The sequence below is a fragment of the Aurantibacter crassamenti genome (assembly GCF_016811105.1).
GTDB lineage: Bacteria > Bacteroidota > Bacteroidia > Flavobacteriales > Flavobacteriaceae > Aurantibacter_A > Aurantibacter_A crassamenti.
Genome location: NZ_JAFBGM010000002.1, coordinates 864553 through 879955 on the forward strand (window position 1 = coordinate 864553; position 15403 = coordinate 879955).

General features: G+C 33.8%; 11 protein-coding genes. 5 read left to right on the top strand and 6 right to left on the bottom strand.

The genetic code is table 11. The annotated features are described in order from the left end of the window. Nucleotides 1–70: 70 nt before the first annotated feature. The 4 genes from JQC67_RS16385 to JQC67_RS16400 all read left to right on the top strand — a co-directional run bounded on the left by JQC67_RS16385 (nt 71) and on the right by JQC67_RS16400 (nt 8117). Nucleotides 71–3091, top strand: a complete 3021-nt coding sequence (locus tag JQC67_RS16385) for a gliding motility-associated C-terminal domain-containing protein (protein ID WP_203253998.1) — start codon at nt 71–73, stop codon at nt 3089–3091. 50 nt (nt 3092–3141) lie between these two features. Next, complete coding sequence (locus JQC67_RS16390) at nt 3142–4068, top strand: PorP/SprF family type IX secretion system membrane protein (protein WP_203253999.1); 927 nt, start codon at nt 3142–3144, stop codon at nt 4066–4068. Nucleotides 4069–4078: 10 nt separating this feature from the next. Beyond that, nucleotides 4079–6034 carry an OmpA family protein gene (locus JQC67_RS16395; protein WP_203254000.1) on the top strand — a complete coding sequence of 652 codons (1956 nt, stop codon included), beginning with the start codon at nt 4079–4081 and terminating at the stop codon, nt 6032–6034. A 442-nt stretch (nt 6035–6476) separates the two neighbouring features. Further along, a complete protein-coding gene (locus tag JQC67_RS16400) occupies nt 6477–8117 on the top strand; it encodes a carboxypeptidase regulatory-like domain-containing protein (protein WP_203254001.1) in 1641 nt (546 codons plus the stop codon). A 14-nt stretch (nt 8118–8131) separates the two neighbouring features. Here JQC67_RS16400 and JQC67_RS16405 read toward each other — a convergent pair whose 3' ends face one another. The 6 genes from JQC67_RS16405 to nirB form a co-directional block, all read right to left on the bottom strand. Then, nucleotides 8132–8497: a DUF7009 family protein gene (locus JQC67_RS16405; protein WP_203254002.1), complete on the bottom strand. Its 366-nt coding sequence runs from the start codon at nt 8495–8497 to the stop codon at nt 8132–8134. Further along, the gene (locus tag JQC67_RS16410; RefSeq protein ID WP_203254003.1) at nt 8487–9080 is read right to left on the bottom strand and encodes a precorrin-2 dehydrogenase/sirohydrochlorin ferrochelatase family protein; all 594 of its coding nucleotides are present in this window, start codon (nt 9078–9080) and stop codon (nt 8487–8489) included. The genes JQC67_RS16405 and JQC67_RS16410 overlap by 11 nt, the downstream gene beginning before the upstream one ends. A gap of 4 nt (nt 9081–9084) precedes the next feature. After that, on the bottom strand, nt 9085–10911 hold the full coding sequence (locus JQC67_RS16415) for a PAS domain-containing sensor histidine kinase (RefSeq protein ID WP_203254004.1): 1827 nt from the start codon (nt 10909–10911) through the stop codon (nt 9085–9087). Nucleotides 10912–10939: 28 nt separating this feature from the next. Further along, nucleotides 10940–11530: a DUF4202 domain-containing protein gene (locus JQC67_RS16420; RefSeq protein WP_203254005.1), complete on the bottom strand. Its 591-nt coding sequence runs from the start codon at nt 11528–11530 to the stop codon at nt 10940–10942. A gap of 21 nt (nt 11531–11551) precedes the next feature. Further along, on the bottom strand, nt 11552–11929 hold the full coding sequence (gene nirD / locus JQC67_RS16425) for a nitrite reductase small subunit NirD (protein WP_203254006.1): 378 nt from the start codon (nt 11927–11929) through the stop codon (nt 11552–11554). Between the two features lie 72 nt (nt 11930–12001). Next, entirely contained in the window at nt 12002–14506 is a 2505-nt protein-coding gene (gene nirB / locus JQC67_RS16430) for a nitrite reductase large subunit NirB (protein ID WP_203254007.1), read from the bottom strand. A 123-nt stretch (nt 14507–14629) separates the two neighbouring features. Here nirB and cobA point away from each other — a divergent pair, with 123 nt between their 5' ends. Beyond that, nucleotides 14630–15403, top strand: a complete 774-nt coding sequence (gene cobA / locus JQC67_RS16435) for a uroporphyrinogen-III C-methyltransferase (RefSeq protein ID WP_203254008.1) — start codon at nt 14630–14632, stop codon at nt 15401–15403.

Below are 15403 nucleotides of genomic sequence, written 5' to 3' on the forward strand. Positions count from 1 at the left end.
ATATTCTTCATTTTGAAATATAAGAAGCATTCTTTGGTTAAATGATGACTTAACCTACAAATAAATACGTATGATTCTTACAATTACTTTAAAGATTCGCTATGCAATAGTAATAGGGATGTTACTTTTAAGTACTTCCCCCGCACTAGCACAAAGTAAGGTATTTGCGAACAGTATAGTTGATTCGCAAAACGTAAACTCTGCCGCCAATGCAGTAGATAGTGACCTTACCACAGATGCCCAGATAATGGCAAATTCAGGACTCGCCTTAGGTATTGGTGCATATTCAGGTGTTTTAGAAGTCGAATTCCCCGAAGCCTTAGCCCCCAATACAACCAGCTTTGTGAAAATTGATACTGAAGATGATATTTTAACTAGCTTACTCGGTGGTAATATTGGTGGTCTTTTGGCGGATATTGCAGGTACGCTACTAATCGGCAATCAAGAATTCACGGTTGAAGCGAAGAACGGAGGAACTACCGTTCTAAGTAGAGCATCTAATTCCTCCATTGGTTTTTCCAATGATGATTTGCGAGTAGTTACCGATGCTAACAATGATTATTTTTTAGCCGTTGCACCCTCTAATACGTACGACAGAATAAAAATTACGAACAGAATTGGATCATTAGTTGGCTTAGGCAACACAAAAGCTCTTGATGTAGCTGGCGCATATACTAGTAATGGTACTAATGATTGTGGCTCACCCAGTTATACTTCTTTTAATGGAAATGGTTTAACCCTAGACCTTTTGAATATTGGTGGAGCTGGAGTTACAAACCCAGGTAACGCAATAGATGGTGACGCCAGCACTTTTTCTGAGCTTGGCTTGGGAATTTTAGGCGTTGCAGCTGACATTGAGCAGACTATATATTTTGATACCCCGTCTCATGAAGACGAAAGCTTTTTTGTTCAATTAAGAATGAATCCAGCGTTATTGGAGTTGGGCATTTTAAACAATATTCAATTTGAAGCAAAAGATGGGCCTAATAATATAGTATCATCGAATAACTTATCTAGTTTAATAAACTTAGATGTATTAACACTATTACAAAACAATTCAATTACAACAATAGAGGTTCGTCCGGGAACAAATGCAGATAGGTTAACAGTTAAACTATCTTCACTACTTAATGTAGCCTTAGCCCAAGAAATTGAAATATTTGAGGTTTTTGTTGCCCCTAGTACTCCAACGATTTCGGAAGATTCAGAAAACCCAAGTATTTGTTTCAATACTTCTGCGGATTTAGTAGCAACTACTTCGGGTAGTTCAAATCGAGAAATTAGATGGTATGATGCTGCTGAGAATGGCAACTTATTGGCCACAGTTAATTCAGGTGAAGCTTTTACAACTCCAAATCTAACTACTGATACAACCTATTATGTGGCTGCCGGAAACACGACTTGTCCACAAGAATCTGCACGGGTAGCAGTAACCGTTAACGTTGTTGATATACCTGAAGCTACTGATATTAATGTATCAGGAAATGAATTTCCTATTTGCTCATCTAACGATGCCATATTAATTCCTTCTAGCACAATAGACGGAGACTTTTCATGGTATTTTGATGCCAATGGTATCAATGAAATTACTAATGGTCTAGTATCCGGTGCAACTACATATTCAATAGATTCTAATGGTACTTTAAGAATTAGTGGCTTAGATGAAGTAAACAGTCCGTATACCTACTATGTGAAAATCACAGAAGATACAGCGGTTTGTGAAAATGCACCAGGTGATTATAAAGAAGTCATAGTAGAAATAGTTGACTCTAATTTCGATGCTGTGGTGGCGGTAAATTCTATTATTGACATTGATGACCTTGTAAATATTTTTCAAGGTGATGCCAATATAGCACTAACTGGTAATGTTACAGGTGACGTAAGTGAAGGAGATTTATTATCACTATCATTAAACGATGTTACAAGTGGTGGTGCTATTGACAGCAACTTAAATTTCAATATTGATATTGATGGCAATGACTTACTTGCCGCGGTTGGAACTGGAATAGAATCAACAGTTTCAAACGGTATATGTACAATAACAAACTTAATTCCTATCGATATACCTGAATTACCTGTAGATAATATTTTACAAATTTTCTGTGAAACTGAGCTTGCGGTAGTAGCAGACTTAGATGTATCAAGAGATGATGTATTGTTCTTTGAAAGTTTAACAAGTGATGTATTAGTTGATGCCAATACACCATTAGTTGACGGTCAAGTTTACTTTGCTGGTATATTAGATATTCCAATTTCAATTTTAAGTAGAGTAGAAATTACAGTAGAAATATTAAGTGTAACGCCACCAACTACAAATTCAACAAACCAAAATTTCTGTAATGACAGTAATGCTGTAATAGGTGATATACAAGTAAATGAACCCGATGTGAAATTTTATGATAGTGCAGCCGGAGGCAATGAACTAGATCCTTCTACTCCTTTAGAAGATGGCCGCACATACTACGTAGCAAATGTAGCATCAGGTTGTGAAAGTGTTTCAAGATTGGCTATAACAGTCTCTTTAAGTGATGCTGAACCAATCTTATTATCAGGCCAATTTGAAAATGTGTGTCTTAACCGAGATTATACGTACGAAACAGCAAACAATAAAGAAAATTATGTTTGGGTGGTTACTGGAGGTACAATTACAGATGGAGGCACTTTAACAGATAACTTTGTTAGTGTACGATGGACAGATTTACAGGATACAGAAGTAAGTCTTTCTTATACTGATGCAACAAATTGTGCTTCTGATATGGGCATTACACTAGCCATTGCAACTATCTCTTGTGGTGAAGTACTTGGTGAAGAATTTGCACTAATTGTATACAATGAGTTTACACCAAACAATGATGGATTCAATGACTTTTTTAAAGTTGAAGGACTTGAAGCATATTCAAACTCAGTCGATATCTATAACCGTAATGGTGGTTTAGTCTTTAGCGCAATAAACTATCAAAACGACTGGAATGGCATTGCAAATTTTAGTGGTGATAAAGGTAAATATTTGCCTTCTGGTACATACTTCTACAAGATTAACATACCAGAACTTGACCGAACGCTAGTTGGTTGGTTACAGCTTGCAAGATAACCTACCGAATATTTATCAAAAATAAACATCAACCCAAATCACAGCATAAAATGAAATCAATATATAAAACAATTAAGCTTTTTCTGTTCTGTACAGTTGCCATGCAAATAAATACTGTTTTTGCACAACAGGCACCACAGTACACTCAATATATGTATAACACTAGTGTTCTTAATCCAGGATATACTGGATCTGTAGGACAATTAGAAGCGTTGTTATTGCATCGTTCACAATGGGTGAACTTAGATGGTGCACCAGAAGTTCAATCATTCACCGTAAATGGCATGCTAAAAGAGCGAATTGGTGTAGGCCTAAGTATCGTCAATGACAATATTGGCGCTTCAAATAATGTTGATATAAACGCAAATTTCGCTTATCATATTCAAACAGGCTACAATACCAAATTAGGTTTAGGTATTAATGCCGGTCTTGATGTCTTAAAAATTGACTGGTCAAAAGGTACTTTTGAAGATTCTATGGATCCAGTTTTTATGGAAAACCTCAACGCAGTTAGACCAATATTTGGGGCTGGTGCATTTTTCTATAGCGACAAATGGTATATGGGAGTTTCAACAAATAACTTTCTGAATTCAAAAGTTTATAGTGATAATGATGAAACAGTAACTGACCGAGCTAGTCAATACCATTTTATGGCTGGTTATGTTTTCGATTTGTCTCAAAATTTGAAATTCAAACCTACTGTACTTGCCAAGTACGTATCAGCTACTCCAATATCCTTTGATATTTCAGCGAACTTTATGATTAAAGAATTTCTAGTTTTGGGTGCAGCATATCGTTTTGATGATGCCTTTAGTGCCATGGCCGGAGTACATGTCTCAAAAAGTTTCTTTCTAGGTTATGCGTATGATTATTCAATAAATGGCCTTCAAAGTTACAATGATGGTTCACATGAAATAATTCTAAAATACAATCTTTTCAACCAAAAAAAGCGAGCGTTATCTCCTCGTTTCTTCTAAATCAAAAATCATGAAAAAACTATTACTATATATATTCATTGGATCTTGTTTAATTGGATCTGCCCAAACAAAAGAAGAACGAGCTGACAATCATTTCAATGATTTTAAGTTTGACAAAGCTATAGTTCTATATAAAGAATTAGCAGCAAAAAAGAGTAGACCATCTATTCATGTGATGAAGAACTTGGCAGATAGCTATTTCAATATTAACGACTACATTTCAGCAAAGCCATGGTATGAAAAGCTATATGGCATTCAAGGTAAAGAATTTGGAGAAGGTAATATTATCAAGCTTGTGCAATGCCTAAAAGCAAATAAGCAAAATGATCATGCAGATAATTTATTAAAAGAATTTTATACTGATAAAGATCGTTTGAAAATTATCATGACACAAAAGAAGTATCTCGATAGCTTAGAACAAGAAAAAGAAAAGTATGAGGTGTCTAACTTAGCCTTAAACGGTAAAAAGTCTGATTTCGCACCAGTGTATTTTAATGACAGATTGATTTTTGCTTCTGCTCGTGATTCAATTAAATCGAATGGTAAATTATATCCTTGGAATAAACAGCCCTATTTAGATCTTTATGTAACAAACCCAAATGACGCTAATTATATTCCTGAGAAATTCTTGAATAATTTAGAATCAGACTATCATGATGCTACCCTAACATTCTCATGGGATGGTTCTACAGTATTCTTTACAAGAAACTATCTTAAAAAGAAAAACAAACTCAGTACAAATGAAGATGGTCTTTCAAACATGGAAATTTTACGCGGTACAATTGTTAACAATGAGTTGATGAATGTTACATCTCTTAGTTTCAATAGCAAAAAGTATTCTTGCGGTCATCCGGCACTTAGCCCAGATGGTAGGTTTCTTTACTTTACATCTAACATGCCAGGTGGTTATGGTGAAAGCGACATCTATTTGGTTGAATTGAATCCTAGTGGTGATGTACTTTCAGATCCAATGAATTTAGGTCCATCAATTAATACACGTGGACGAGAAATGTTTCCGTTTGTACGTGATGAAAGAATGTATTTTTCATCTGATGGCCATTATGGTTACGGAGGCTTAGATGTTTTTGGTTCGGTAATTTTCTCAAAAACAGATTATTCAATGCCAATGAATATGGGCACACCTATCAACAGTAATATGGATGATTTTTCATTCATACGTGAAAAAGAAAAAGGTAATGGATTTGTAGCATCAAATAGACCTGGTGGAAAAGGTGATGATGATATTTACAGATTTGAAAAAGTAAAACCTGTAAAGTGTTTAGAATATTCAGGGTATGTATTAAATAAACAAACAAATGAACCCATTGCCCAAGCAAGTTTAGAATTGACGAATACTACTGATGAACTTGTACATATTGTGCGAACCGATGAAAACGGATATTACAATGTAATATTACCATGCAACAAAGAAAATAATATGGTTTTCTACAAAGCTGGCTTCACAAAAGAAACGGTAAAAATTGTTACTGGCGAGGCTGTTGAAGAACCCTCATTGAACAATATGGTATACTTAACAGCATTTGAAAGTTTAATTGTAAAAGAAGATAATGTTGAGAAGATAAAAGTAGATCCAATATATTTTGATTATGATAAATCTGATATAACTGCTAGAGCAGAAATTGAATTGGAAAAGGTACTTTTTGCAATGAGAGAATTTCCTGATTTAAAAATAAAAATCGAATCTCATACTGATTCTAGAGGTACTGACAGTTATAATTTAAAGTTGTCAGATGATAGAGCCAAATCAACAAGTAAGTATCTTAAAGCACAAGGCATTGCTAGTAACCGTATTGAAAGTGCAAATGGTTACGGAGAAACCCTTCTTAAAAATAAATGTAAGAATGGTGTTAGATGTAGTGAACAAGAGCATTTATTAAATAGACGTTCAAATTTTATAATAGTTTCAAAAGAAGGCGATACTGTAATAGAAGATTCAGCCAGATAAATGGTAACAGATTAAACTCAATTTTTTAAATTCATAGAAACTCATAGTTTCAACTTAAAACAGGCATTTCTCTAAAGAAATGCCTGTTTTATTTTTAATATATATGGTTTACCAAAACCATTCTTATAGGCGCTCTTTTATAATAGCGCAATACAGTTGGTTCTTCTAGCATATAGGCGTATATATGAGCTAATTTATCTTCTTAACCCAATTACGAAGTTTAATCGCATAAGTATATTACCATTCTTACAATTATACTCCTTCCATTGTCATTTGTAATATTTATTGGAAATTAGAAAGCTGTAATTCATCGGTTTATGTAAAAAGTCAATTGTAATTCAACGAACTATTCGGGTATTTCATCGAATACACTAGCTGCCAAATCAAATAAAAAGAGGTTAATTATTGTTAAATTAAAACCCAATCTTGTAATACTTAAACAATGTCGATTCCTAAATTTTTGAATATCCGTTTAGTATTTATTTTTAGTCTTCTTGCTAGTAGTTCGGTTTGCGCAAACATTATAAATACACCCTATTTTATAAATAATGAAATCGCAAATTCAAATGACTTAACAAAGTCAGTTGATGATTTAGTGACTGCGGCTGATATACAATTTAATGCATTTCAATATAAAAAAGCAATTGAGTTGTATGACGAAATACTTAAGAAAAATAACAAACCTACAATTCATGTTATTCAGAATTTAGCTGACAGCTATTTCAATTTAAGTAAATATTCAGAAGCGGGGGTTTGGTATACAAAACTTTATGAAATGCAAAACGGAGCACTCAATGAAAAGTATATTATTAAATTAATTGAATGCTTAAAAGCAAACCGACAAATTAGAAAAGCTGACGAAATACTTATTGAGTATTATAAAAATAAAGAACAATTAAAATTGATTCTTGCACAAAAAAAGGACCTTAATAATCAAAGAAGAAAAAACGAAAAATATACTATTTCAAATTTAGAATTTAATAGTGAAGCATCTGATTTTGGTCCTGCGTTATCTAAAGATGGTTTGATATTTATATCTTCAAGAGAAAAAGAAATTTCAAATTCTGAAGCTCAGTTTGAATTATTTAAAACTTGGCCAGAAGGCTCTGCAGCTGATGTTGAGAATTACTCAGCTATTTTTGAAGCTTCAAATTATGCACAAAACTTAACCTTTTCTAGAGACAGTAAAACTGTTTATTTTACTAGAAATAATTACAAGGGTTCATCTAATTTACAAATATTAAGCGCATCTATTAATAACAACCGTTTATCTAATATTAAGGTTTTAAATTTCAACAGTAAAAATTATACATGCAAACAACCGGCATTAAGTGCTGATGGAAAATATTTATACTTTTCTTCAGACATGCCTGGCGGATATGGTGAGAGTGATTTATATAAAGTAGCTTTAAAAAATAACGGAACAGTGTTATCAGAGCCTATCAACTTAGGTTCAAAAATAAATACACCGGGTAGAGAAGAATATCCGTTTGTAGAAGGTCAACAAATTTACTTTTCTTCGGATGCGCATTATGGTATGGGTGGACTTGATATTTTCAGTTCGCAAATAATTTCAGATTCAAACTATTCTATTCCATTAAATTTAGGAACACCAGTAAATAGCTCAATGGATGATTTTTCTTTCATTGCCGAAAGAAGTAGAAACAATGCTTACTTTTCTTCAAACAGACCTGGTGGAAAAGGTGAAACTGATATTTACCATTTAGTTAAAAATGAAACTGAAACTTTTCAAGAATACTCAGGGTATGTACTTGACCAAAATACCAAAGCACCTATAGCAAATGCTCAAATTGAATTAAGTTCAAATTCATCTAATGTTAACTTTACTTTTCAAACGGATGCAAATGGTTACTACAACTTAAAATTACCAAGTAACAAACAAATCAAAATGATTTTCCACAAAGAAAATTACACAAAAAATCAGGTTGGGGTTGAAACCGGTCGTAATCCAACTTTACCTTCAATTAATAACATGATTTATCTAAACCCTTCAAATGTAGCCGAGACTTTTGCTAATAAAAGTGCAACTATTGAAGTTTATACAAACAATTATAAGAAATGATATTTCACGAAATTTTATTGAAATCTTGGATTCGGATAATTATCAGACTGATCTTCAATTGTATCATCTAAACAGGTAAAGTCTTTTTCAATTAAAATTGAAAGCACTGTACCATCATGCAATTGAAGATTATGATGATAACCAACTTTGTTGTTGGTTGCCCACTCCCCTATTAAGTCTTCTGATATTGTAACTTCAATTTTATTCAATTCAAATTTGGCTTCCATGTTTTGAATTGTTTTGCTGGCTTTTAGAGCATACACAAAAACATTCTCAGAAAAACTAGTCTGCTCTTCAAAATATCCCGTTTCACAAAAAACAGCAACATCCGATTTTGTTAGTCGATACCGAATTGAGTTACCTTTTATTCTAATTTTCATCACCTTCTTTTTTATTCACTAATCCTTTTGTGAACTCGTTTAGTGTTTCAACCTTTTGTTCAAAATCTCCTTTTATAGTCTTTCTATATTCGTTTAAGTTTTTCACCAAATCATCAATATTTTCTGGTATCACATCTTCAAAAAACTGACGTAAACGTTTCGCGGTAGTTGGTGATTTTCCATTAGTAGATATGGCAACTTTCACATTTCCTTTTGTAACAATACCACCCATATAAAAATCACAAAAAGGAGGATTGTCAGCAACATTCACCAAAATATTCTTTGCTCTACAGTCATGATAAACCTGTTCATTTACTGTAACATTATCAGTTGTTGCAATCACCATATGTTTTCCTTCCAAAAATTCGGCATCATAACTATTATGCTGCATGTGTACTCCAAATTTATTTGCCAACTCAATAGTCACTTCTCGAAACATTGGAGAAACCATTACCACATTTGCATTCGGGCTAGATTTTAAAAGAAATGTCAATTTCTCATGCGCCACATTACCACCACCAACAATTAAAATATTCAACTGTGATACCTTCAAAAAAACTGGATACAATTCATTCTTCTCCATCTAACTATGCTGTTTTTTCAATTTTATAATTTATAGTAATTCGTGTACCTTTTCCTGGTTCTGAATTAATAAATAAACGCCCGTTAATATAGCTTATTCGCTCTTTCATAAAGAAAAGCCCCATACCACCATCGCTATTATTTTTTGGCATCTCATTTAAAATTGCTGTGTCAAAACCTTTACCATCATCTTCAATAACCACACTCAATATATCATTACTAAAATTAATACTTACTAAAATATAATTTGCTTGTGCATACTTTATCGCATTATTTACTGCTTCTTGCGTAACACGATACATATTGGTTTCAGCTAAAGAATCAAAACGAATATTTTCATCAACTTTATTGTCAAACAGAATTGATTTTCCTGTAAGCTTGGCCAGTTCAACTGTCATTTTATGCAAGGCTGGAAAAATACCATGATCACCCAATTCTGGTGGGGTTAAATTAAATGTTGCTGTTCGCACACCTTTAATTAGGTCTGAAGTAAGGTCTTTTAAATATGTTATTTTTTCTGTTGTTTTAGCCGTATTAGTAACATCAATTGATTCTATATTAAATCGTAAAGCAGTCAACATTTGCCCAATACCATCATGAATATCTTTAGCAATTCGCTTACGCTCTTCTTCTTGCCCTTCAACAATCTGACTAGCTTGCACCCTTTTCTGCAACATGCGCTCTTCAAAATTTTGCTGAGTCAGTTGTTCAACTTTTAATTGATTTTGTTTACGCTCAGTAATATCAGAACATAATATTAAAATACTCTGTTGCTTGCTTGCTTGGTGCATGGGTATTATAGAAATATCTAACCAAATATGCTCATTACTTGCTGTAGTTATTTCTATTTCCTCATTTCTAATCTTATTTTTTCGATTGCTTTTTAGCACCTCTTTTAGGTAGCGTTGCTGTCCTTCATCAGTAGTCAATAATTCAGATAACGGCTTATTAAGTTGTTCTTTTTCAATACCTAAAAGGTTTAAAAATTTCTTACTGATAAAAACAATATTGCCATCTTTTCTAGCACTAGCAAAGAGAGCAGCATTATCAATTACAAAATTGAGTTCTTGCAACTCTTTCAGCGATTTTTCTTTTTCAGATAAAAGTGTCTCTATTTTTTTTGCATTCGTTTCAGATTCAAATCGACTCTGCATCAAATTAGAAATTGTTTTTCTAATTTGAAAAGATAAAGGTTTAAAGATAAAGAGCATTTCTAGCAACAAAATCAAAAGCGAAAAAGCCAATAATAAATATTCTTTCTTTTTAAGGTTTTCTAGTTTTGATTTACTGTGTTCATCATACTTGTTAACCATTTCGTCCATCAAGCGTAAAAATGGCCCTTCATTGGTTAATAAAACATTCACCTCATCTGTGAGGTTTGAAGTTGTAATATTTTCTTTGGATAAAATAGTTTCGGTAGCTACAACCATAGCTTTATGGTGGGTATCAATTGCTTGAAACAATGATAGTATTTCAGCATCTTTTTCTGCAGGAAGATTCATTTCACCATTACCAGATTGCAACCCATTATGCGATGCTACCCACACCCCCAATGTTTCTTTTATGTCTAATAAAATTTCATTGCTTTTTGCTGGTGCATCTGATTCTTTTAAAAGCAAAACCTCTTTTACTAGTTTTTGACTTAATGCACGCTGACGACCCGCTACATTTATAACACGCGAATCATTTAGTTGTGAATTTAAATGTGTTTGAATTAATAATTGAGCGATAATAATAGTCAAAGCAATACCCGCAAGTGCAATAATGTACCACTTTCTAATGCGTAAAAAAGTGGAAGTATCTAATGGCTTTTGCTCTTGATTATTTGGCATTTATTTTCTTTTGAAAGCAGTGAAATTTTCATGCACTTATTGCCTTTGTAACTAAAGCAACTGCACTTTTTGAAAGTGGTAATTTTAATGCAGCCTCATGCCCATCTTCAGACATTTTACGCCAAGTCTTTTGCAAGATATCAATAGTTTTTTCTTCAGGATGTTTTGCTGCAAAAGGCTCAAAATAATGTTCAAGAAAAACGAGGCAAACCACATCTTCTAAAACTTGTGTTTCTTCGTTTTTCTTTAATTGTTTCTTCTCTAAAAGAAATTTCACTCTTTCAATAAGTTCTTCAGAGTAACCCACTTCTTTTAAAATGCCTTCTGCTTTATGGGCATGAAACTTTTTCAATTCTTGTCGCCATCGTAAATAGCCCTCCCTATTCATATCATAAGACTCTCTCGGAATTTCCCATCTACAAATATGCTGACACCTTGCTGTTAATTGCAAGGCTTCAGAAGCATCAGGTAAAAAAGCACTTAGCTGTTCCGTCATTCGAACTGCATACAATAATTCTTTCGGATATGCTTTTTCTTGAAAGACTTCAGTATTGGGATCTTGTGCATTAGCAGCATCAAAAAGTTTGAATGCCTTTTGCAATTTTACAGAATTTATCATGGTCTTCTATTTTAACCAAAACTATTCAGAAAAGCCTACATACACAAAGTCATCTTCAATTTTTACTGGATAAGTTGCAATACTGTCTAAGTCACCGTTTAAATGGTTGCCAGTTTTCAATGAAAAATTGTTCTTATGTAATGGGCAAGCTACTTTTGGCTCCATATTTTCTTCTCCAATCATTCCACGTGATAAAACCATTTCCATCTTATGCGGACATAAATTTTGACAGGCATACCAAGTACCTTCACGGGTAAAATTAAAAACTGCAATTTGCTTGTCTTTATATTTTATACATGCTCCGCCATTTTTAGGAAATCTAGCAACTGGTGCCGCTTTGAACCAGAAAATAACATTTTCTGACTTTACTGTTTCGTAGGTGTTTAGTTGTGCCATCATAATTATACGTTTTTAATAGGTTATGCCCGTTCTATAAAGACATTAGTTATTTTTTTCGTTCCAAGTATTTCATTAAGCCCATTCTTTCGGCATTTTTTGGTCTCGTAACGATACAAATTCTATAGAATCATCACTTTCTTCTGAATTCACAAAATGGGTATAACGCTCTCTTATTTCAGGAGTTTCGACTGCTTCTTTCCATTCGCATTTGTATGAATCTACTAAAGCTTGCATTTCTGCATCTAATTCATCTACAATGCCTAAAGAATCATTTATAACTACGTTTTGCAAATAGGTAATTCCACCTTCAAGTTTATCTAACCAAGCGGCTGTGCGTTGCAAAGGCATTGCTGTTTTTATATAATACATGATAAATCGGTCAACATAATTTATTGCCGATTCTTTATCAACTTTTTCAGCCAATAATTCTGCATGCTTTGGGTTGGCCCCTCCATTGCCACCTACATAAACATTCCAACCACCTTCAACGGCTATAAAACCAAAATCTTTTCCTCTAGCCTCTGCACATTCACGAATACATCCTGAAACCCCACCTTTAAATTTATGCGGAGATCGAATTCCTTTATATCTATGTTCAATTTCAATTGCAAAACTCACACTTTCATCCATACCATATCTGCACCAAGTTGAACCTACACAACTTTTTACTGTTCGTAAAGACTTTCCGTATGCCTGCCCTGTTTCAAATCCTTCAAGAATAAGTTCTTCCCATATTAATGGAAGCTCATGTAACTTTGCTCCAAACATGTCAATACGTTGACCACCTGTAATTTTGGTATACAAATCATATTTCTGGGCAATTCTACCCATGGCCATAAGTTGTTTCGGAGTAATTTCACCACCTGCAACTCTAGGCACTACTGAGTAAGTTCCATTACGCTGAATGTTTGCTAAATATCGATCATTTGTATCTTGAATTGTCTCTTGTTTATTTGCAGTTTCATTATAGATACTAGCAAAAATTGCTGCAACAGCAGGTTTACAAATTTCACAACCATGACCTTTGCCAACGGTATCAATTAGCTCATCAAAATCTTGAATACCTCTAAGTTTTACAATATCGAATAGCTCTTGACGCGAATAATCAAAATGTTCGCAAATCTGTATTTTAACAGTTTTACCCAATGACTTCAAACTTTCAGTTATTAAATCGTTTACCATTGGTTTACAACCACCACAACCTGTGGCAGCCTTTGTTGCTTTCGCTACTGCTTTTAAACTCTCATTTCCATCTTCAAGTACAGAACAACAAATCGCACCTTTTGTAACGGCTTCACAAGAGCAAACTACGGCAGTATCAGGCAAATCCATTACACTTCCAAAAGAACTTCCCCCCTCATTTCTACCTCCAATAATTAAAGCTTCAGGGTTTTCTGGTAGCGGCATTTCATTTTGATACATCTGCAACAACATATTGTAATCATCTGCATCACCTACCAAAATACCACCCAGTAATTTTTTACCATCGTGGCTCACATTTATTCGTTTATATAAGCTTTCAGTTTTGTTTTCAAATATGATTGAATGTCCTCTATCAGAAGGCATAAAAGGTGTTCCAAAACTTGCAACATCAACACCTATGAGTTTTAATTTGGTTGACATATCAATTTCGGCAGCCATTAATGAATCAGTTTTTCCTAGAATTTGATCAACAGCTACTTGTGCCATCTCATAACCAGGCGCTACTAAACCATATATCATTTGGTTATAAAGCGCAACTTCACCAATTGCTAAAATATCTGGATCAGAAGTTTGCATTTTATTATTTACGATAATTCCACCTCGGGTTCCCATTAAAAGACCTGAACTTTTACCTAGTTCATCTCTCGGCCGAATACCTGCTGAAATAACCAGCATGTCAACTTCAAGCATATCATCTTCGCCAAATTCCATCCCTGTAATTTTACCGTTCCCAAGAATTTGATTGGTAGCTTTACTAAGATGTATATGAATACCCATAGATTCTAACTTCACTTGCAATACCTTACTACTTCTAGTATCTAATTGACGCGGCATAAGTTTAGGAGCAAACTCAATTACATGTGGTTCAAGCCCCATATCCATAACTGCTTTGGCAGCCTCTAGTCCTAAAAGTCCCCCACCTAGAATTGCCGCCTTACCACCTTTAATAGTTTTAGCATAAGCCAAGGTTTCTTCTAAATCTTCAATTGTTCTGTAAACAAATACCCCATTTTTTTCTACACCTCGAATAGGTGGCACAAAAGGAACAGAACCAGTTGCAATGACCAATTGATCATATACCATAGTGGTACCCTTTGAAGTTGTAATTGTCTTTTTATCTTTTTGTATTTCACTTACCAATTCACTGGTATAAAGGTCAATTCCATTCTCAGTATACCAATTTCTTGGAGCCAAACTCAAACGCTCTGCATCACCATCTTCAAAGAATTCACTTAAGTGAACTCTATCATAGGCTACCCGTGGTTCTTCGCCAAATACAACTAGTTTATATTTTGCACCATCGGCTTGAGCTATAAATTTTTCACAAAACTTATACCCTACCATTCCATTTCCGATTACAATAATAGTTTTCATGTGCTTCGATTTTAATCTTCGAGTCAAAATTAAGTATTAATACGTAGTTTATGCGTATTTATTTAAAAATAAATACGTACTATTGTTGTGAATTTGATAATCTAACCGCTAAAAATTATTAAAATGAGCGAAGTAAAAACACCCAAAGTAAGTTTAGTTGGCGCAGGACCCGGAAGCGAAGACCTTATAACTGTAAGGGGATTAAAGACTTTACAAAATGCAGACATTATTCTTTATGATGCCTTAATTAGCGATGAGTTACTTTCGCAAGCTAACAGCAACATTCCAAGAATATACGTAGGCAAACGTTGTAATCAACATTCATTTACGCAAGATGACATCAACTTACTATTGGTACAAAACGCGTATAAATATGGTCATGTTGTACGTTTAAAAGGAGGTGATCCTTTTGTCTTTGGACGGGCACATGAAGAAATTGAATATGTAGAATCATTTGGTATCCCTGTTTCTATAGTACCGGGAGTATCAAGTGCATTAGCCGTACCATCAAGTCAAGGCATACCCATGACCAAACGTGGTGTTAGCAGTAGTTTTTGGGTAATGACCGCCACCAAGCACAATGGTTCTTTTTCTGAAGATTTAAAATTTGCAGCCCAATCATCAGCAACAATGGTATTATTAATGGGAATAAGAAAAATAGCAGAAATCATCAACGAAGTCAGCAAATACCGAAGTTCTATTACTCCTATAGCAATAATACAAAATGGTACAATGAAAAATGAAAGCTGTATTATTTCCACTTTAAATACTATTCAAAATTCATTATCTGAAATAGATATTTCACAACCTGGCATTATAGTAATAGGTGAAGTTATAACAGACCATCCATCATTTTATGAAGAAGAAATACAGCGCGTTATACATTCTTATTTATAG